17 protein-coding genes and 1 pseudogene are annotated in these 20,208 nt (G+C 61.1%); 6 read left to right on the forward strand and 12 right to left on the reverse strand.

Annotation, left to right across the window (positions count from 1 at the left end):
- Window positions 1-36 precede the first annotated feature (36 nt).
- Window positions 37-396, reverse strand: coding sequence for a dihydroneopterin aldolase (folB, locus tag K6U75_01680; GenBank protein ID MCL6473754.1), 360 nt, complete (start codon window positions 394-396; stop codon window positions 37-39).
- 331 nt (window positions 397-727) lie between these two features.
- Here folB and K6U75_01685 point away from each other — a divergent pair, with 331 nt between their 5' ends.
- From K6U75_01685 to K6U75_01700, 4 genes and pseudogenes are all read left to right on the forward strand, one after another.
- On the forward strand, window positions 728-1,960 hold the full coding sequence (locus K6U75_01685) for a Gfo/Idh/MocA family oxidoreductase (protein MCL6473755.1): 1,233 nt from the start codon (window positions 728-730) through the stop codon (window positions 1,958-1,960).
- A gap of 146 nt (window positions 1,961-2,106) precedes the next feature.
- Window positions 2,107-2,457: a nucleotidyltransferase domain-containing protein gene (locus K6U75_01690; GenBank protein ID MCL6473756.1), complete on the forward strand. Its 351-nt coding sequence runs from the start codon at window positions 2,107-2,109 to the stop codon at window positions 2,455-2,457.
- Window positions 2,432-2,857, forward strand: a pseudogene (locus tag K6U75_01695) (HEPN domain-containing protein). The gene K6U75_01690 and the pseudogene K6U75_01695 overlap by 26 nt, the downstream one beginning before the upstream one ends.
- Window positions 2,857-5,430, forward strand: a complete 2,574-nt coding sequence (locus K6U75_01700) for a hypothetical protein (protein ID MCL6473757.1) — start codon at window positions 2,857-2,859, stop codon at window positions 5,428-5,430. The pseudogene K6U75_01695 and the gene K6U75_01700 overlap by 1 nt, the downstream one beginning before the upstream one ends.
- Window positions 5,431-5,433: 3 nt before the next feature.
- Here K6U75_01700 and K6U75_01705 read toward each other — a convergent pair whose 3' ends face one another.
- From K6U75_01705 to K6U75_01735, 7 genes are all read right to left on the reverse strand, one after another.
- Window positions 5,434-6,858, reverse strand: a complete 1,425-nt coding sequence (locus tag K6U75_01705) for an aldehyde dehydrogenase family protein (GenBank protein ID MCL6473758.1) — start codon at window positions 6,856-6,858, stop codon at window positions 5,434-5,436.
- 5 nt (window positions 6,859-6,863) lie between these two features.
- Window positions 6,864-7,961 carry a calcium/sodium antiporter gene (locus K6U75_01710; protein ID MCL6473759.1) on the reverse strand — a complete coding sequence of 366 codons (1,098 nt, stop codon included), beginning with the start codon at window positions 7,959-7,961 and terminating at the stop codon, window positions 6,864-6,866.
- Window positions 7,962-8,034: 73 nt separating this feature from the next.
- Window positions 8,035-8,859, reverse strand: coding sequence for a metal ABC transporter permease (locus K6U75_01715; protein ID MCL6473760.1), 825 nt, complete (start codon window positions 8,857-8,859; stop codon window positions 8,035-8,037).
- Window positions 8,852-9,631 carry a metal ABC transporter ATP-binding protein gene (locus K6U75_01720; protein ID MCL6473761.1) on the reverse strand — a complete coding sequence of 260 codons (780 nt, stop codon included), beginning with the start codon at window positions 9,629-9,631 and terminating at the stop codon, window positions 8,852-8,854. The genes K6U75_01715 and K6U75_01720 overlap by 8 nt, the downstream gene beginning before the upstream one ends.
- Before the next feature lie 211 nt (window positions 9,632-9,842).
- Window positions 9,843-10,742 carry a metal ABC transporter substrate-binding protein gene (locus K6U75_01725; GenBank protein ID MCL6473762.1) on the reverse strand — a complete coding sequence of 300 codons (900 nt, stop codon included), beginning with the start codon at window positions 10,740-10,742 and terminating at the stop codon, window positions 9,843-9,845.
- Between the two features lie 12 nt (window positions 10,743-10,754).
- Window positions 10,755-12,017 carry a hypothetical protein gene (locus K6U75_01730; protein MCL6473763.1) on the reverse strand — a complete coding sequence of 421 codons (1,263 nt, stop codon included), beginning with the start codon at window positions 12,015-12,017 and terminating at the stop codon, window positions 10,755-10,757.
- An 88-nt stretch (window positions 12,018-12,105) separates the two neighbouring features.
- A complete protein-coding gene (locus K6U75_01735; GenBank protein ID MCL6473764.1) occupies window positions 12,106-12,408 on the reverse strand; it encodes a hypothetical protein in 303 nt (100 codons plus the stop codon).
- Between the two features lie 135 nt (window positions 12,409-12,543).
- Here K6U75_01735 and K6U75_01740 point away from each other — a divergent pair, with 135 nt between their 5' ends.
- Complete coding sequence (locus tag K6U75_01740; GenBank protein ID MCL6473765.1) at window positions 12,544-13,206, forward strand: hypothetical protein; 663 nt, start codon at window positions 12,544-12,546, stop codon at window positions 13,204-13,206.
- 86 nt (window positions 13,207-13,292) lie between these two features.
- Window positions 13,293-14,990 carry a ribulokinase gene (locus K6U75_01745; protein ID MCL6473766.1) on the forward strand — a complete coding sequence of 566 codons (1,698 nt, stop codon included), beginning with the start codon at window positions 13,293-13,295 and terminating at the stop codon, window positions 14,988-14,990.
- 85 nt (window positions 14,991-15,075) lie between these two features.
- Here the strand turns inward: K6U75_01745 and K6U75_01750 are convergent, their stop codons facing one another.
- From K6U75_01750 to rsmG, 4 genes are all read right to left on the reverse strand, one after another.
- Window positions 15,076-16,038 carry a substrate-binding domain-containing protein gene (locus K6U75_01750; protein ID MCL6473767.1) on the reverse strand — a complete coding sequence of 321 codons (963 nt, stop codon included), beginning with the start codon at window positions 16,036-16,038 and terminating at the stop codon, window positions 15,076-15,078.
- On the reverse strand, window positions 16,038-17,045 hold the full coding sequence (locus K6U75_01755; GenBank protein MCL6473768.1) for an ABC transporter permease: 1,008 nt from the start codon (window positions 17,043-17,045) through the stop codon (window positions 16,038-16,040). Before K6U75_01755 ends, K6U75_01750 begins: the two co-directional genes overlap by 1 nt.
- 243 nt (window positions 17,046-17,288) lie before the next feature.
- Window positions 17,289-19,355, reverse strand: coding sequence for a right-handed parallel beta-helix repeat-containing protein (locus tag K6U75_01760; GenBank protein MCL6473769.1), 2,067 nt, complete (start codon window positions 19,353-19,355; stop codon window positions 17,289-17,291).
- A gap of 94 nt (window positions 19,356-19,449) precedes the next feature.
- Window positions 19,450-20,199 carry a 16S rRNA (guanine(527)-N(7))-methyltransferase RsmG gene (gene rsmG / locus K6U75_01765; protein ID MCL6473770.1) on the reverse strand — a complete coding sequence of 250 codons (750 nt, stop codon included), beginning with the start codon at window positions 20,197-20,199 and terminating at the stop codon, window positions 19,450-19,452.
- Window positions 20,200-20,208: the final 9 nt, after the last annotated feature.

Here is a 20,208-nt window from a genome sequence, read left to right on the forward strand (position 1 = left end):
GGTTTATTGTAACATGACAGAGGAGGATGTTGCAACCTATCGTCGCCGCTGTATCCGCACACCCGTCGCCTGCGCCGGCACTTTCATCGGAGGCAACAGCTTGCGCACCGTCACCTCTACCGCCGACGCGGGAAAGTTCTGCAGGATGTCTTCGGCGATTCGCTCCGCCAACGTCTCGATAAGCCGATACTGGTTCTCCGTGCCGATGGCTAACACACGCTTCGCCACCGCCGAGTAGTTGATGGTCTTCGACAGGTCATCACTCTGGGCGGCGGAACGGGTATCGTACTCCAGCACGATGTCCACGCTGTAGCGATGCCCCACCGCCTGCTCTTCGTCAGAAGCACCATGATAGGCGTGAAAGGTAATGCCTTCGATCAGTATAGCGTCAGGCATAGTGTCTCTCCTTGCTAACCAGGGTTTCACCAGCAACCTTGAACAAAAGCACTCCGCCAGCCCAGGCACCTGCACTGGTGCGGAACACGTTACCATATCTGTTTGGCGAGCATGGAGGGCGCCTCCTGCTTACCGCCTGCGCGCCATTGAACAGGGTGGCGCGCCGTGAGACGATGTCGGGTTTTGCCTGCATCGTCGTATGGTTGTACTGCCCCGCAAGCGTTCACTTTCTGCAGGACACCCCACGCCAGCAGAGAACTGTTCCCCAACACGAGTCCCTGTCCTTCCCACAGACGGTTACGCGGGGAACTATCGTCAAGGAGATGACACCATGAAAAACGACAAAACCCATCACGACCTCTCCCGACGCGAGTTTCTGCGCTGGAGCGGAACCCTGGCGGCGGGATTAGCCGCCGCACCGCTGATGGCGGGCGTTCATCAGGAAGGAACCAGAAAGGTGCGCATCGGCGTCGTTGGCGGCAACTTCGGAGCGTCGTTCTATTTCCATGAACACCCAAACTGCATTGTGGAAGCCGTCAGCGACCTCATCCCTGAGCGGCGGGAGCGACTGATGCAGGTGTACGGCTGTGCCAAGTCGTACGAGTCGCTGGAAAAACTGATTCAGGACAAGAACGTGGAAGCGGTGGCGGTCTTCACCCCGGCACCCGACCACGTGCGCCATGCGGTCGCGTGCCTGAAGGCGGGCAAGCACGTGATGTGCGCCGTACCTGCCTGTATGAGCGTTGCCGAAGCACAGGAACTGCTGGACAGTGTAAAGCGGACAGGGCTAACCTACATGCTGGCGGAAACCAGCTGGTATCACCAGTCGGTTATCTCTGCCCGCAAGTGGTTCCGCGAGGGCAAGTTCGGCAGTCTCTTCTACACCGAAGCGGAGTACCACCACCCGGGGCTGGAGGTTCTTTTCTGGGACGACAAGGGCAACCGTACCTGGCGCTACGGCTTCCCCCCGATGCACTATCCCACCCACTGCACCGGCTATCTGGTAGGTGTCACGGGTGAGCGAATGACGCAGGTCTCCTGCGTGGGCTGGGGGGACGACTCGCCCATCCTGAAAGATAACGTCTACAAGAACCCCTTCTGGAACGGCACGGCGTTTTTCACCACCAATCGGGGCAACGCCTTCCGTATCGGCGTGTACTGGAAGGCGGCAGTCGGCGGCTGCGAGCGAGGACAGTGGTTCGGAGATGTGATGAGCTACTACGACCCCCATCCAAACGGCACCGGTTACATCATCCGCCGTGCCAGCGAGCAGAAGGAGACAGACGACGCGGGCTTCGTGCGTACCCGACCCATGATGGAGCAGTACGAGCAGCCCCAGTGGTGGAAAACAGACATGCTGCCCGAGCCGCTGCGACATCCCAGCGGGCACGACGGCTCGCACACCTTCCTGACGCACGAGTTCGTGGACGCGCTGGTGAATCACCGTCGCCCGGAGATAGACATTTACAACGCACTTGCGCTGACCGTGCCGGGCATTATCGCCCATCAGAGCGCGCTGCAGGGAGGAAAGCAGCTGCGCATCCCGCAGTTTGACCCGCGATAGCAAACAAGGCGCGGCGTTGAAGCCCGAAGTCCTGCGGTGCTATAATGACGACGGAGGTAGAAGAGGGTTGGGGCGCGGCGAAACGTAGCCTGTGGGGACAGTCTTTACGGGTCGATAGCCAGCTTGCAAAAGGTGGAGAAGTAGAGATGAAAGGCGAGCGGCGACGTATATCGCAAGCAGACCTTGAAGAGGTGATTCGCAGGATTGTGCAAACGGCACAACCCGACCGGATTATTCTGTTTGGTTCTGCGGCGCGAGGGGTGTTGGAAGCAGATAGCGATTTAGACTTGCTGGTCATCAAAGGAGGCGCGTTTAACCGTAATCATTTGCTGGGGGAGATATACCGCCGACTTAGAGGCGTTCACGTCGCTGTGGACGTCCTGCTCGCAACACCGGAAGAAATCGAGCAATACGCACGTTTCCCCTTTTTGGTCATTGCCCCTGCATTGGAAGAAGGCAAGGAGGTCTACCGTGCGGGAGAGGTTGCCCCCGACTGACCCCCGAGAATGGTTGAATCGTGCGAGGAGTAACCTCGCTCAGGCACGCGTCCATAGCCCCGATGTGTATCTCGAAGATTTGTGTTTCAATGCTCAGCAGGCAGCAGAAAAGGCGATCAAAGCCCTGCTGATTGCTTATGGGATTCGCTTTCCCTAGGTCCACGACATCGGTTTGCTACTAACTCTACTTGAGGACTCTGGTATTCCCGTTCCAGAGGAGGTCGCTAACTCAGTCATGCTAACGCAATATGCTGTAGCAGCACACTATCCGGGCTTGGCTCCGCCTGTGGACGAGGAAGACTACCGAAGAGCCGTGTCTCTCGCGGAAAGGGTTCTGCAATGGGTTGGCGAACAACTAGGCGACGATGAGCCTTCCAGAGAAGAAAGGGGTGTTCCATAATGCTTGAGCCCTCCTTGCATCCGGTCATGCTACTGGGTATTGTCTCCCTCGCGGTGCTGGCAACCGAAGCGTCCGCCCAGAACCCGCCCCGCTACTACGCACACCATGCCGTCCACGACCAGTATGGGGTCATCGCCCCATGGTACAACGGGTTAAACGGACAGTGCGACTGGCGCGTGCGTATCGCTGCGGAAACCCTCAAACGATTCCCGTGGACCGATACCAGCAACGCTATCGCCGCTTACCCGCACTACGTCTTCACCAGTCTGTGGGCGATCGACGCGCAGGGCAACATCACGCCCCGCAACCCGGGCGACTGGATGAACGGCGACATCGGTCAGCGAGCCACCAGCGTGCTGATTGGCTTCAGCGACTACTACCGCTACACGGGAGACGCCTCCGCCATAGCGCACCTTCACTACATGGCAGATTACGTCATCGACCACTGCCTGACGCCTTCCGACCACGACTGGCCGCGCTTCTTTATCAGCGTGCCTGTGAAGGGCAAGGCGTACGGCAACGCAGACCCCAACGGCATGATACAGCTCGACCTGTGCGGTTCCGTGGGCTATGCGCTGCTGCGGGCGTATCAGGTCACTGGCAACACCCGCTGGTGGGAGATAGCCAAACACTGGGGCGATGTGTTTGCGCAAAAATGCAACCTGACGCCGGGCGAAGACCCGTGGGGACGCTATGCCAACCCCGAATCCGCCCCATGGAAAAACAACAAGATGACCGGCGGCGTGACGATGATACTGGCGTTTCTCGACGAGCTGATTCGGCTCGGCTACACGGGGAAAAACGGCGAGATCGTGCGGGCGCGGGATGCGGGCAGGCGATACCTGCGCGAGAAGCTGCTCCCGGCGTGGCATGTGATCGACACCTGGGGCAGATATTTCTGGGACTGGGAAAACCCGGTGCAAAACTGCCTGACCACCCCCGATGCCGCGCACTACCTGCTGGCACACAAAGAGGAGTTCCCCAACTGGCGCACCGACGTGCGCAACATCCTGACCCTCTTCCTGAACCGCTCGAGCGTCAATCCGGAATCCAACGGCGATGTCTACAGCGGCGCGTGGGCGTTCCCCGAAGCCTGTAACTGCTGTGGACGCTCGCTCTGGTATGCCCCCCTGTGCCTCGCTCCCGTGCTGGCACGTTACAGCGTGGAAGCGGACGATGCTTGGTGCCGCGAACTGGCATACCGTATGATGGTGCTGCAGACCTACGACGGGCACGAGACAGGCCTCAGCGAAGACAACATCGACGGCGGCGTCATCGTCAACGGGGACTGGCTCAATATCGCACACCCCCTGCCCCTGCGCCATATACTCTGGGCAATCTCTTGGCTGCCCGAAGAGCTGGGCGCAAACCGTGAAAACCACATCGCACGATCGACTTCAGTGGTCAACTCGGTGGTCTATGGTAAGGGGAAAATCGAATACTCCACTTTTGACGCCCCGAAAAACACAGTGGATGTGCTGCGGCTGGCGTTCTTGCCCGCTTCGGTCACTGCGGACGGGAAACCCCTGCGCCTGCGCAGAGACCTGCGCGGTAACGGCTACACCGTCAAACGCCTGCCAAACGGCGACGCCATCGTGCATATTCGGCATGACGGCGCAACACGCATCGTGGTTACTGGCGACGACCCGCAGCAGGTGATCGAGGCAAGCCAGTTGCGCTACGAAGGAGGCTGGCAGACCCTGCCAGACGGCACGCGCGTGACACAGAGTGCGGGCGCGGCGTTCACCGCCACTTTTGAGGGCAATCAGGTGCGCGTCATCGGCAACTTCGATGCGTTTGGCGGGCAGGCGGACGTGTATCTGGACGGGCAGAAGCAGCTGGTGCATATCGACTGCTGGAACCCCACCGCGCGCGAGAGACAGGTGCTTTACTACAGGAACGGGCTTTCGCCCGGCAGGCATACGCTGAGGATAGTCGCTCGTGGCGCAGGCAACCCCTATTCGAAGGGAACGCGCGTCTCCGTCTCTGAGGTGCAGTTCTCAGCGGCAGAGGGTAAACACTACTTCCCGTCAGGCACAGGGCCCACACAGCCGCAGCGAATGCTTTTCGGACACACTGCTCGCGAGGACTACCGCGACTCGCGCGGCAACCGCTGGCGACCGGGCACCGAGTTCGTCATCCGGTGCGGCTCCTGCAAGGATTCGGTCGCCGAGTCGTGGTGGACATCCCCGGTTCAGGAACCGATTGCGGGCACGCAAGACCCCGAACTGTACCGCTACGGCGTGCATGGCAAGGACTTCTGGGTCGACGTGACAGTCAACCCGACCAGACGATATGACGTCCGCCTGAAGTTCGCCGCCAGAAGCGGAACGGAAGGCAACCGCTTCCACATCACCATCAACGGCGAACAGGTCGCTACCGACTTCGATGTGGTGAAGGCAGCGGGCGGAACGAACCGCGCGACGGATTTAGTGTTCAGAAACGTAACGCCTGTTCAGGGCATTATCCGCATCCGCTTCACCGGCACGCAGGTGACAGAGGGCGAGAATACCAGACAGCTGGAGGCTTTTGTGCAGGCCATAGAGGTAACACCGAGTATAAGGGGGAGATAGCAACTACAGACTCACGCCGTTCAGAACCACCAGCTTCTCTACCGTCATCTCGCGGATGGCGTAGTGTGGTCCTTCGCGGGTGTTGCCGCTGGCTTTTACGCCGCCGTAGGGCATCTGGTCGGTGCGGTATGTGGGCGCCTCGTTGATTAATACACCGCCAAATCGAAGCCGGCGCACTATCTCAAACGCGGTATGGATAGACGCTGTGAACACCCCTGCCTGCAGACCATACTCGGTGGCGTTTGCCAGCTCGACCGCCTCGTCCAGCGTGCGGAAGCGCGTGATGCCCACCACCGGTCCGAACACCTCTTGGCAGAACACCTTCATCTGCGGCGTTACATCCGCCAGCACAGTGGGCTTGAGAATCGTGCCTTCCACTTCGCCGCCCGCTAACAGTCGCGCTCCCGACGATATCGCCTCGTCCACCCACGCCTTCACGCGGTCGCGGTCGGCAGGGGTAATCAGCGGACCGACGTGCGTCTTCTCGTCCAGCGGGTCACCCGTCACCAGCTGGCTCACTTTCTCCACAACCTTTGCTTCAAAGGCATCGGCAACCGGCTCCTGCACCAGCACGCGCTGCACGGAGATGCAGCTCTGTCCGGCGTGAGAGAAACCGTGTGTGGCGACCGCCTGCGCCGCCGCCTCCAAATCGGCGTCGGCAAACACAATGAGCGGCGAAGAGTTACCCAGTTCCAGCAGCACCTTCTTGTGCGGCACCTGCGCCTGGATGCCCCATCCCACCTCCGCGCTGCCCGTGAAGGAGATGAGCGGCACATCCGGATGCTCCACCAGCGCGTTACCCACCTCGCCGCCAGAGCCGGGAATCACGTTCAGCCAGCCGCGCGGCAGGTCGGCCTCCAGAAACACCTCCGCCAGCTTAAGTGCGGTCATCGGCGTCGCGCTTGCCGGTTTCAGCACCACCGCGCACCCCGCTGCGATAGCAGGCGCGACCTTGTGGCACACCAGGTTCAGCGGGAAGTTGAACGGCGTAATCGCGCCCACCACGCCAATCGGCTCGCGCACTGTGAAGGCGAATTTGCCCGCCCCCGCCGCCGCCCCCGACATCGGCACGACCTCGCCCGTCAGCGTACGCGCTTCGATGGAGGCAAAGGTCAGCGTGGCGACCGCCCGCGCCACTTCTATCCGCGCCGTTCGGATGGGCTTCCCAGCCTCGAGCGCGATAGTGCGCGCGAAATCCTCACGCCGCTGCTCGACCAGATGTGCCGCCCGCGCCAGTATCTCGGCACGCTGATACGCTGGCAGGGGGTGTTGCATCGCCCGCTGTGCCGCCGCAATCGCCTCCATCACATGCTCCGCATCGCCTGCGGAGACCAGCCCCACCAGCGCGCCGTCGTATGGCGAGCGCACCTCGATCCATCGTTCGGTCTCGTGCCACCTGCCGTCGAGCCACAACCCGAAACGCTGCATGGGGGTCACCTCCCTTTCTGCGCCGCTTGTCTGGTCAACCAGACCTGCTTATGCCACGCCAGTATCAGCACGGTGACCAGCGTCAGCACCGCAAAAGGCAGCACAAACCAGCGCATGGCAAAGGCGTACTCGTCCAGGATGTGGTGATTGCTGGCGTGCAGTATCAGATACACCACATAGAACACATAATACGATACGAACAGACCGCCCTCCCATCGTTTAATCTGAAAGTCGCTGAAGAAGACCGGAAAACACGCCAGCGAGACCGCAATCATCACCAGCGCGTCAAAGCGGATAACCGCAGAAGCCACGACTAATCCCGCGGGCGCAACCAGGGCACTGATACCCAGCACCGAAAGGATATTGAAGATATTGCTGCCGACGACGTTGCCCACGCTGATTTCCCGCTCGCCCCGAACACTGGCAATAATCGAGGTAGCCATCTCCGGCAACGAGGTGCCAACCGCGACCAGCGTCAACCCAATCACCAGGTCGCTTGCCCCCAGCGCGCGCGCCAGAGCAACCGCCCCCCGAATCAACCAGTCCGAGCCAACAGCCAGCCCCACCAGTCCCCCAATCACTAACCCGGCGCATTTCACGTAGAACCATGCGCCGCGCACCGTGTCGGAGCCGTCCGATGGAATAAAGTCGGGAGCATCTTTGCGGGCCACACGGGCCATCCACAAGAGATACACACCGAGCAGAGCCGCCAGCAACAAGCCATCTCCGCGCGTCAACGCACCATCTTGCCCCAGCAGATAGAACAGCAGAGCCACCGCAATCATGATGGGCACTTCCGTGCGGATAAGACGGCTACTCACCGAAAGCGGAGCAGCCAGCGCGGAAAGCCCCAAGATGAGCAGCACATTCACAATGTTACTGCCGACGACGTTCCCGACCGAGATGTTCGCCTGTCCGCGGTAACTGGCAAGCACTGACACTGCCAGTTCCGGCGCACTCGTGCCAAAAGCCACCAGCGTCAAACCGATAATCAGTCTCGGTACACCGAGCGCCACTGCCAGGCGCGACGCCCCGCGCACCAGCCACTCTCCGCCTAAAAGCAACAGTGCTAATCCAACGACGATTAACCAGAAATGCCCCACCGCTTACTCCATGCCCTATCCGACGGGTTTGTTCCCCTTATTTATACCACACTTCTGGCTACCGGGCACATGTTTACCGCGCCGAATGGCTGAACGCCGCACTCGCCAGCCCTTCCAGTGCCGCAATCGCACTCATCAGCGCCAGTATGGTGGCGGTGGTGGGCAGGTCAAACACCACCGAGATAAGCAGCCCTGCTACCGTTGCCAGTAGCGCGTTGACGATAGCAACCACTGCTGCCGAGGCCACGTGACGGCATAGCATGAGGGCACCCATCGCAGGTAACACCAGATAGCCGAATATCAACACCAGGCCCACCAGATGGATGACTGCGCCGATGAGACCACCCAACATCAGGTAGAAGGCAAACTCCCACCAGCGGGTGCGATACCCCAGCGCCTGCGCCGTCTCCGCATCGAAAGCCACCAGCAAAAACTCTTTACGCAGCAGCAGAAACGCCACCAGCACCAGCACGCCCAGAATCCAGATTCGCCACACCTCTTCGGGAGCAACGGCAAGGATGTCGCCAGCCAGCAGGTGCTGTACCTCCTCCATCCCGTGAGCACCCTTTGACGCCAGCAACACCGTCAACGCCGAGAAGGTCAAAAACACTGCACCGATCACAGCCTCCCGCGAGATGCGCCGCTCACTCCACGACTGCGCGAAAAACAGCGAACCTGCCAGTGCAAACAGCGTGGCGCTGAGCAAAGGGTTCCAGCCCACCAGAAATGCCAGAGCCACTCCCGCCGCGCTCACCTGCGCCAGCGCAGCACCAACAAACACAATCCGCTTCAGCACGACGTATATACCGAGATAGCTGGCAACTATCGCCAAGACGATACCCACGCGAAGGGCGTCCTGCACCATCGGCGACTGCCACGTTTCCAGCCAATCACTCATCGCCACACGCCTCCTCCATCTCGCGCACCGCTACGATGTAATGGTGGTCCAGCCGCTGCACACACACAGGCACGCCGTACGCCTCCTCCAGCACCTGTTCCTGCATGAGCCCCTCCGCATCGCCTGCCAGCAGCCGACCATCCAGCAACACACCCATGCGCGTGGCGTAACGCGCCACCACGTTCAGCACATGGCTCACCAGCACAATGGTCAAACCGCTTTCCGCGTGTAACCGCTCGATAAGCCCCAGAATCGCCGCTTCGGTCGGCAGGTCGAGCCCGTTGGTCGGCTCGTCCAGAACCAGCAGGTTGGGTTCCACCGCCAGCGCACGGGCAATCAGCACCCGCTGTCGCTGTCCACCCGATAACTCGCGATAGAGCTTATGGGCGGCGTCCGCCAAACCCACCTGTTGCAGGCACTGCATGGCAAAGTCGCGGTCAGCGCGTCGAGGTGAGCGGAAGACACCCGCACGCGGATACCGCCCCATCAGTACGATGTCCAGCGCGGTCAGAGGGAACAGCGGGTCCAGCATCTCCCGTTGTGGCACATACCCGATGCGCAAACCCGCTGAGCGCGTCACCTCTCCGACCAGGGGCTTCAGGATGCCCAGCAGACAGCGCAACAGGGTGGTCTTGCCGGAGCCGTTGGGCCCCACCAAACCGAAGAAATCCCCCCGAAAGATATCCAGCTGTACGTTCTCCAGCACCACCTGCCGCCCATAGCCCAGCTGCACCTTTTGAAACCGAACCAGCGGTTCATGTCTCGCGCTCATCCCATTCACGTCCCTTCTGTCGTGCCGACGGAGTAAAGCATCTCCGAGATTCTTTGCTCCGAAAAGAATGACAATTTTTGTCATTCTGCAAATTGGTGAAGCATCCTGTGCCTCTTCCTGTCCTCAGCGAATGATAACAAGTGCACTGACGTGCGCTGCTACATACAGGGTTTCTCCCCGGCAGCCAGGCACGCCAGTGCTTCCTGTATGGTTACCTTGCCTCCGCCAGCGCGGCGGCGATGCGGCTCACCATTGCGTCGATCATGCTGAAATAGTCTGTGGTGCCTTCCGCGCCCACCGCTGCAGGCAGCACCACCACCTTTGCCCCCGTCTCGCGGGCGATGGCGTCCGGGAAGCGACGCGGACGGAAGTGCTCTATCAAAATCACTTTGCACCCTGCGTTCTTCATCCGGGCAATCACCTCGCGCAGGTAGCCGGGGGAGGGTGGAATGCCGGGCTTGGGTTCTACCGTTGCCAGCTCCTGTAGCCCGAAACGTTGCAGGAAGTAAGGCAGACTCTTGTGGTAGACCACCACAGGCGTGCCTTTGTAGGGTGCCAGAACCTGCTGCCAGCGTTTCAGGTGCTCATCCACGCGCAGGACGAACGCCTCATACCGACGCTGATACTCCTGTGCGTTTGCCGGGTCTACCCGTTTCAAGCCCTCCAGGATATTCCGCGCCGCGACTTTAGCGTTAGCGGGGTCGAACAGATAATGCGGGTTGCCGTAGATGTGGATATCTCCCATGGACGGGTCCACCCGCCCGGTGGGTACCTCCAGCTTCTTCACCCCTACCGAGCAATCCACGTAGCCGCTTGCCCCTCGCAGGATAGAGGCATTTCGCGCGGCGACCAGCAGGTCGTCCGCCCACCGGTCCAAATCCATACCCACCCGTACAAACAGCCTGGCGCGCGACAGATCCAGCGCCATGCTCGGGCGAGGGGTCACCAGATGGTAGTCATCCTGCGGACGAGCCAGCGCGCTCACCTTTACATGCGAACCACCTATCTGCTTCACGATGTCCGCCAGGTCGGTGAAAGTCGTCACCACCCGCACCTGCGCTGCCGCGGGCAGAGAGGCCAGTGTCAGCAAAGCTATCCACCACCGCTTCATGAGTGCCACCCCCTACTGCGTGCTTTCCAGCGGATGAGAGTGTGGCCCGAAACCGAACATGAGCTGCAACAACAGCTCGTTACGCACGCTGTCATCCGCGGGTTTCAGGTTGCGCCACTGCAGACGGATATAAGACTGCTCGTTCAATCGGTAGGTCAAAATCGCGCTGAGCGCACGATCTGAACCCGGTACGTCGTGCTCGGCGTTCAGGTAGGCACGCTGCGACCAGTCGTAGCGCAGACCGTACTCCCAGTAGCGGTCAGGCTTGTAAGAGGCGAGCAGGTAGTAGCCCTGCCGGTTAACGCCGGTGCCCCCGTGTTCGCGCCGGTGCTGGAACCACTCACCCGCTAAGAGCAACCGCTGAGCCGCTCCATAGAAGCGACGATACTGGAAGTCCACTCCCAGCAGCCGCAGGTTGTCGCCGTTCCGCGCGCGGGTGGTCAAACCCGACAGTCCGAACTCCAGCTCGTTGTCGCGGTTGATGACCGGTGCGAGGGTCAGTCTCGCCATGCGGAGCAACTGTCCATCGGCGCCGAGCGGTTCGGCATCGTGCTCATGTTCCTCACCGTCTTCGTCTTCCTCGCCGTTCTCATGCTCCGCATCATGATTTGCATGGTGATGGGGCACGCCCAGCGCGGCGTGATCGTTCAGCGTGAACAGCCCGACCTGCAGCTGAACGTACAGACGCTGTGAGGGGAGCAGGTAGTTCAACACCGCTCCGTTCGAGATGGCACCGTGTTCACCCACCAAGTTCAGCACGGACAGCGGAAGGTCTCGGTGCAGCAGCTGATGCGGATGGATGGGGTTCACCCGCCCAAAGGGCAGGCGCATCCGCCCCAGCTTCGCGCCGAAGGGCGTGTTGCCCAGCTGCACCACCGTGGCGTATGCCTCCTCTACCGAACCCGCGAAATCCTCCTCTTTGTCGAAGGCGAGGATGGCATCGAAACGGATGCTGGGATACACCCAGCTCTGGAAGGCGACTTCCAGTTCGTCGTTTTCGAAGCGGTTACGGCTGTCGTCGCGCTTGCGGTCCTGAAACAGTGCGCCGCCGTTTGCCACGACACTGATTTGCGGCAGGTTGGTTGCCGGCACGGCGGGAGCCGGCTGTTGCTCCTGTTCCTGCAAACGCCGTTCCAGTTCTTGTAAGCGTTCGGTCAGTTGCCGGATTTGCGCTTTGAGCGCGTCGGCCTCCTCCTGCAGGGCGGGGTCTGGCGCCGCAAACGTCGTGCCCGCCACCACAACCAGCAGTGTCAGTACGATAGCGAAAACACGCATGAGTTGTACACCTCCTTTGAGCGTAAGGGAATCACCAGTCATTGCGCCGCCGCGCAACGACGACGCGCCTGAATCGTGCGAACGGCGTCTACATCAAAGGAGGTGCACGGGGGGAGTAACATACCGCGAACAAGTGGTAGGGGAGCGAGGCAACTTGCAAAGGCTGTTCGGCATCCGCCTGTGGCAACGGCGCCTGCGGAGACGCTGCAAGTTGCGTCGTACTGATGGACTCCCACTGGCACGCGACACACGAGACGTTGCACAACTGCCCACCGCACTGGACGCTGGTTTCCTGACGAGGCGCGCGCACAAAGTGGTGGTGCGCAAACGGCAACACCACCACCCATGCTATCCAGAACAGAGCGAATATCGCCAGCCTCGTGCGTTGCATGGGCAATTGTCCCCGCGATTATATTACCACACGTTTCCCGGCTACACAATGTTTGGCAAGGTGGAAAGACTGTGATTCACCGGATAGTCTGCCGATAATGAAAACAGGCAATCGTAAGGGGGGAGGCAGGCACTCATGAGCCGATGGCAGGTCTGTATCGGGTTCTGCGCGGTAGCGGGTATCTTTCTTATACTGGCAGGCTGTGGTGGAGGTTTGCTCAGCACCAGCAAAACGATGTCGAACCCACTCGGACTGCAAGGCAGGAGCCTCAACGCAAACGCACAGGTGATACTTGATGGTCTCACCGCGCGCTTCTCCGTGCAGCGGCAGGGCATCCTGCAGTTTACCCTCGACGATATAGAGTCCCCGGGCAACCCTTATGAGGGCATGAGCAGGATGGAGATTACTCAGCAGGCAAGATTGCTACTCTCTATCAACTCTTCCAGCGTTCCTCCTGCCACCTTCATCCTGCGCAACGTAGACCTGCGCATCGTAGTACGAGCGTCAGAGGGTACCTCCCGGGCTTCGCCACCCGTGGAACTCCGTTACACGGGTTTGCTCACTCTGGACCGCCAACCAGACGGCAGCTACCTGGCAAGGGAAGCGTTATCGCTCAGGAGCGACCTCGACCGATTCGACGGCTCCGCGTTGATAGCCATTCTCACAGCAGGAAGCGACAACACGGTGACCGCCGACGTCTTCCTGACCGCCGAGACCAGCTCACCCAACATCCCCTCTGATAGCACCGTAAGTTTTACCCTGCAGCTAGGCAACAGCAGCGCGCTCGTCAGATGGTAGAGCGTCGCTCCCCCCACCAAAAGGAACCCCTGCCACACCTGTCGAAGCTCCTTCTGACAAGCGAAGACCGTCGGGAGGGGCACGCGATGCAACCCAAATACGTGATTGGGCTGGACTACGGTACCAACTCGGTACGCACCCTCGTGGTGCGGGTACACGATGGATATGAGGCGGGCACGCACGTCTTCGATTATCCACACGGCGATTCGGGCATCCTGCTGGACAGCTCCGACCCCAACCTCGCCCGCCAGCACCCGGCAGACTACCTGCAGGGCGCAGAGGTGTCGGTGCGTGCCGCGCTGGAAGACGCCCGCCGCAATGACCCCGACTTCTCTCCGGAGCGCATCATCGGTATCGGCGTGGACACCACCGGCAGCACGCCTCTGCCCGTAGACGAAAACGGCGTGCCGCTCGCCTTCCATGAGCGGTTCAAGGACAACCTGAACGCCATGGCATGGCTGTGGAAAGACCATACCTCCACTCAGGAGGCGGTCACCATTACCGAAACCGCCGCGAAGATGCGCCCGCAGTATCTGGCTAAGTGCGGCAACTCCTACTCCTCCGAGTGGTTCTGGGCGAAGGTGTGGCACTGCCTCCAAACCGACCCCGATGTGTTCGACGCCGCTTACACCTGGGTGGAGTGCGCCGACTGGATACCCGCCGTGCTGACCGGCAACGACCATCCCTCGCGGATCCTGCGGGGCGTATGTGCTGCTGGGCACAAGGCGCTGTATAACCCGCAATGGGGCGGCTTGCCCGACAAGGAGTTCCTCGCGGCACTGCACCCGAAGCTGGCAGAACTGCGCGACCGCCTGTACGATGTCGCCTACACCTCCGACCATCCTGCCGGTCGCCTTACGGAGGAGTGGGCGCAGAAGCTGGGCTTGCCGGCGGGTATTCCGGTGGCAGTCGGGGCATTCGATGCTCATCTGGGCGGCGTTGGCGCAGGTATCAAGCCGGGCACGCTGGTCAAGATTATCGGCACCTCCTGCTGTGACATGATGGTGGTGCCCAACACCGAGCCTCTGGCGGATATTCCGGGCACTACCGGCATCGTAGACGGTTCCATACTGCCCGGCTACTTCGGAATCGAGCTGGGGCAGAGCGCGTTCGGCGACATCTATAACTGGTTTGTGAACTACATCGAACCGGGAGGGCCCGATTTGGGTTCGCACGAAGCGCTGACCGTGAAAGCGCAGCAACTGAAACCAGGGCAGTCGGGCTTGCTGGCGCTGGACTGGAACAACGGCAACCGCTCGATCCTGGGCGACCAGCGGCTGGTGGGTCTGCTTGTCGGGCAAACACTCCACACCACGCCCGAAGAGGTCTACCGTGCGCTCATCGAAGCCACCTGCTTCGGCTCGCTGGTGATTATGAACCAGCTGGAGAAGTACGGTGTGGCGATTCGGGACGTCATCGCCTGCGGAGGCGTCGCGGAGAAGAACCCCCTGGTGCTGCAGATACTGGCGGACGTGAGCGGGCGCACCATTCGGCTGGCACGCTCATCGCAAACCTGCGCGCTGGGCGCGGCGATTGCAGGCGCGGTGGTTGCTGGTAAGGAGGCGGGCGGTTATGCCTCCTTTGAAGAGGCGCAGGCGGCGATGTGCGGGCTGAAAGATGTGGTCTACGAGCCAAACCCGCAGGCGCACGCGGTGTACCGCGAGCTGTTCGCGCTGTATAAAGACCTGCACGACGCCTTCGGCACGCGCGAGTGGCAGGGCAACCTGCACCACGTGATGAAGCGACTGATCGACATCCGCACCGCGGCGAGGCAGGGTGCTTAGCGAAATCGCGCAAGAGCCTTTACCACAGAGGGCACAGAGTGCAGCGGGTAACACCGTTCTCCGTGCTCTCTGTGGTGATTTCCCATCATAAGGGCTCGCCGCCTTTGTCCACGTTCTCCTTGGTGAAGATGCGCGTGCCCAGCGTGATGTTCTTGGGAACCTGCTCACCCTTAAGTATCTTCAGTGCGACCTCTATCGCCTCCTTGCCGCCGGTCGGATACTCGAAGGTAGCTGTCAGGATGCCCTCTCTCACGTAGCGCACCCCCTCATGGGGCAGGGCGTCGATACCGATGAACTTGATGGTTTTCTCGCGCCCTTTACCCTCCTGTCGCGCGGCAAGGTATGCCCCGTGCGCACTGGGGTCGTTGTGGGCATACACAGCGTCGATCTGCGGGAAGCGCGCCAGCGCAGACTGCATCTCCCGCTGCGCAATCGGCTCCAGCCACTGGCAGTCGGCGTCGAAGATAATCTCGATCTGCGAGCCGGCGATGCCTTCCATAAAGCCCTTGTGCCGCTCCTGTCCGGGTGTGGAGGTCATCAATCCCTTCAGCTCCACCACCTTGCCCTTGCCGCCCAGCAGCTTCACCAGATACTTGCCCGCCTCGCGACCGATTTTCACGTTGTCTGCCCCGATGAAGCAGGTATACTGGTCACCTTCCACCTTGCGGTCCAGCACGATGACGGGAATGCCTTTTTGATACGCCTCTGCCACCGGCTTGGTGAGCGGACGCGCCTCCTTCGGGCTGATGATGAGCAGGTCCACACCCATCTGGATGAACTCGCGCACCTGCGCCTGCTGCACTTCCGTCTTGTTCTGGGCGTCCTTGAAGATGACCTCAATCTCGTCAGCGTGCTGTTTGGCAGCCTCTTCGATGTCCTTGTTCATCTGCACACGCCAGGGCTCGCCCAGATTGCACTGCGACATGCCGATAACCCACTTCTTCTTGCCCGCTGTTTCCGGCGCCTGCCCCGTCTGCTCCTGCTTCTTCCCGCATCCCACGCACACCAGCAGCGCGACAAAAGCCAGTGCGACTGCAATGCGTTTCATCACGACCTCCCTCTCTTTTGCTGAATGAGTACGGCAATGGTGATGATAATGCCCTGAATCACCATGCGCGGCGCGAGCTCCACCGCGTTCAGGCTGAGGATTTTATTGATATACGCCATGATGAGCACGCCGATGAGAGTGAACATCATCCCACCGCGTCCGCCCATCAGGCTGGTTCCGCCGATGACCACCGCCGCGATGGCGTCCAGCTCATAGGTCATGCCCGCTTCGGTGTCGCCCAAATCCTGCCGACAGGCGTTGAGCACGCCCGCCATCGCCGCGAACATACTGCACAGCGCGTAGGTGAGTACCTTCACCGCACCCACCCGGATACCGCTGAGGCGCGCTGCCTCCTCGTTCCCGCCAATGGCGTAGAGCCACCTGCCGTAAGAAGTGTAGCGCACCAGCGCCGCCATCACCAGAATGCACGCCAGAAAAATCAACGTGGAGGGCTGGATGCCGATGCCCGGCAGCGCCGAGGTCATCCACAGGAAAAAGGGCGGAGTGCCTTCCTGCATGGCATACCAGGGTTGTCCGCCAGGCTGTACCTTGATGCCTCCAGCCACCAGCTTGGCAGCGCCACGCGCGGCGGTCATCATCGCCAGCGTCGCCACAAACGGCTGCATCTTGAAACGGGCAATCAGCGTGCCGTTAATAACTCCGCAAGCCAGCCCGGTGACCACTACCACCCCAATGGCAGGCGCCACACTCCAGCCGTAGCCGATGGTCAGCAGGGAAAAAAGCACCGCACTGAACCCCAGCACCGAGCCGACCGAAAGGTCAATTCCGCCTGTCAGTATGACCAGCGTCATGCCCGTTGCCAGCAAGCCGTACTCGGAATATTCGTAAAGGATAGCAAGTTGCGTTTGCCACGACAGGAATATCGGCATTCCGGTGTCCAGCGCACGCGGGCTGAAGATGATGCCCAGCACGAAAACCACCACGAACGCAATCACGCCGCGATAGTCATTCAGTTTTTCCAGAAAGCGGTGCAGTCTGCTGTCCATTGTGAAACGGTTTCCTCACGGCTTCCCAGCGGCATTCGGTTCTCTGTTCGTAAACGCGTGGTGTTTCTCCTGCAGACTGTGCAGAGGGCAAGTGGAGGGCGAACCTCTGGGCGAGCCGAAAAACATGCCGAACGGCGCAGCCGGAGCCTCGCCCCCAGCACTGTAATCAATGATGCAAGTTGCAAACCCCTGCGCGGTGACGTCCGCGCCTTCCAGTCGCCGGGGCAGGCGACCTGCCTCCGCTCACCTGCCCACCGGAAACGCAGGGGGGGCGAGCGGCGCGCCTCCCTTCCGCTTGTTCGTCAGCCTGCCCGCCCTGGCGATGTCTATCGGCTGAAAACCGATTTGCGATGCGGGTGAACCAGGCTTCAGCCGAAAATCGCCCTTGTCGGGGGCAGCAAACAGCGGATCGGCAATCAACGAATGCACGTCCTGCCCCTTTGCCCGCCATTGCTCCAGGGTGAGGTTGGTGAACTGCACCTCGCCGCCGCCCTCGCGCCAGTAGAGGTTGTAGTCCAGTTTGTACTGATTATCTCCCCAGTTGCCATGCAGCAACGGCCCCTCGCGCCAGTAGAGGATATTGCGCTCGAAGGTGAAGGAGAGATGCTCCTCCGGACGCGACCGCTGGATTTGTCCCTCACGCCCGAAGGCGAAGATATTATTGCGCACCATGTTCTCCTTGCCGTAGTGCTGGTGGAAGCCGCCTGTCTTGGTGCGATACACCACGTTGTTTTCCGCAAGGATACGGGTGGTGCCTTCATCGAAGTAGATGCCCCAGCCGCCGTAGGACAGGCTCTCGACGTCGTGAATCAGGTTGTGGTGCAACACCGTGCCCTCGTGGAAGCCCAGCGTATAGATACCACCCATATCCGATAGCACGCCCTGCCCGAGATGGTGGATATGGTTGTAGGCGACGGTGTTGTGGTGCGCCAGAGCCTCGCCATACCCCCACGTCCAGCCAATAGACACGCCCGTATAGTAGAAGTCGGCGATTTCGTTATGCTCGATGCGATTGTAGGGTGACTGTCCAATCCAAACCCCGACCGCTGCGGGATGAAGCCTGCCGCCATGTGCGATGAGATTGTCGCGGATGACGTGGTGGCTGGCGACCTCTTCCTCGTTCTGGCGGATGGCCATCTCGCCGATTTTGATGCCACCTGCCCCGAGGTCTGTCATCTCGCACCGCTCCACCCGGTTGCGTTGGCAACCCCGTCCGAACTCGAAAGCCCACGCCCCCGTGTGGGTCACCCGACAGTCTTCGAAGGCACAGTCCCGTGCTCCCTCCGCGTGGATGGCGGCGTTCAGTATCGCTTCCGCCTGCGGAAAGCTGTAGCCCTCCGCAGGGGTCACCCATTGGGTATGGGCGAAGGTCAAGCCGCGGAAGACCAGATGCTGCACCCACTGGCGCGCGTCCACGTTGCCCTTCAGCACCAGCAGCTGCTCGGTTTTCGGCGCGACCACCAGGCTCTTCTCAACCGTCTCGCCCGGCTTGGGCAGGTAGGTTAACACGCCTCTGCCCCGGTCCAGATACCATTCGCCCGGCTCGCTCAACGCCTCCCGCACGTTTTCCACCAAGTAGCGATGCCCCTTGTGCAGGATGGACCACCACTGGTCATGAGAAGTCGTACCCGTGAAGGTCACGACGTTTTTCTCAGTGTCCACCTGTGCGATGCGCAGCCGCGCCATCGTCCACAGCTGCGTTGCCAGCACCTCCACATCGTTCAACCGGTACCAGTCGGGGCGGATGTCGCCCTTCTGAAACACGAAGCTATTGGAACCCTTTCCTGCCACCGGCGGCAGCTCCTCGGCAATCGTGTAATAACCGTTCTTGGGCAGGCGCGGACGGTAGCGACGCTCCCCGTTGACCCACAGCTGGATGAAGTTCCACTCGCCACGCTGCACCTCCGGCAGCTGCAGTTGCCAGCGACCGTCGGGCGTCACCACCCAGCCCTTCAGCACAACGCCCCCGCTGATGACCGGCTTCTCGCGCGGATAGGCGGCGTACACCGTCGGCGACTCCGCCGTGCCCGAATCTTCTGCGGTGAACACCAGCGGCTCGCTCAGGATGTAGGTTCCCTTGCGCACCATCACCACGACCGGTCGGTCAAGCCTCTGCGTGCGGCGCAGTTCTCGCACCGCCTGCTGTGCCCGCTTCAGCGTGGCGAAGGGCCCGTCGGTACGCTGCCGATTCGGTGCAGGCAACTTGCCCGACCAGCTATCGTTGCCGTTCGTGGCAACGTAGAAGTCGGCTTTAGGCTGTGCGCCCGCCACAGCCAGCATCGCCCCCAGAAAACAAACCGGCATCATCATTTTCCACATAGCCTCTGCTCCCTTTCCCGCGTTGTGTCTGCACCTTGATTCCCGCCTTCGGTAGCGATTCCTGCCATGAACCCGCGAGGCAATGCTATCTGCCCGCACCATCTTCCACAACGTGTCTGAACCGTTTCGCTTCCCGTAGCACGCGCGCGGTGGCGCGGGGATATCGCTCCGGCGTGGGAGTAGCCTTTTCCGCGCGCACCAGCAGGTTCACGATGTCCGAGTGCGGCACACCGACCTCGATGACCTGCGGTTCGCCTCCCCCCAGGTGCAGGATATGCTCTCTCGCTTGGTCGATTTCGCTGCGCTGTGAGGGTCGCTTCATCCAGATCGCCACCCCGCCCGTGCGCACAAAAGGCAACGTCCACTCCGCCAGCGCCCACAGGTGCGCCACTGCCCGCGCCGTGACCATGTCGAACTGTTCGCGCCACTGCGGCTTGCGGGCTGCTTCCTCCGCGCGAGCATGGATGAACTCTACCCCGTCGATGCCCAGCTCGGCGCAGAGCGGACGCAGGAACAGGAAGGGGTCGTGGCGCGAGTCGAGCAGAGCCAGACGGATTTGCGGAAAGGCTATCTTGAGCGGCAAGCCGGGAAAACCCGCACCCGTGCCCACGTCCAGCACCCATGCGCCCGCAATGGGTTGCCACGCGGCAACCAGCGTGAGCGAGTCCAGAAAATGGCGCACCACCACCTCATCCGGCGGTACGGAGGTCAGGTTCATTTGCGCATTGGCTTCGTCAAGGCGATGGGCATATGTCTCGAATTGCTGCAGCTGCCCGTCGTCCAGCGTGAGCCCCAAAGCCTGCGCACCGGTTTTCAGAAGCGACACCTGCTCCATTCGGGGTGG

This window comes from Bacillota bacterium (assembly GCA_023511455.1).
Lineage (GTDB): Bacteria > Armatimonadota > HRBIN16 > HRBIN16 > HRBIN16 > HRBIN16.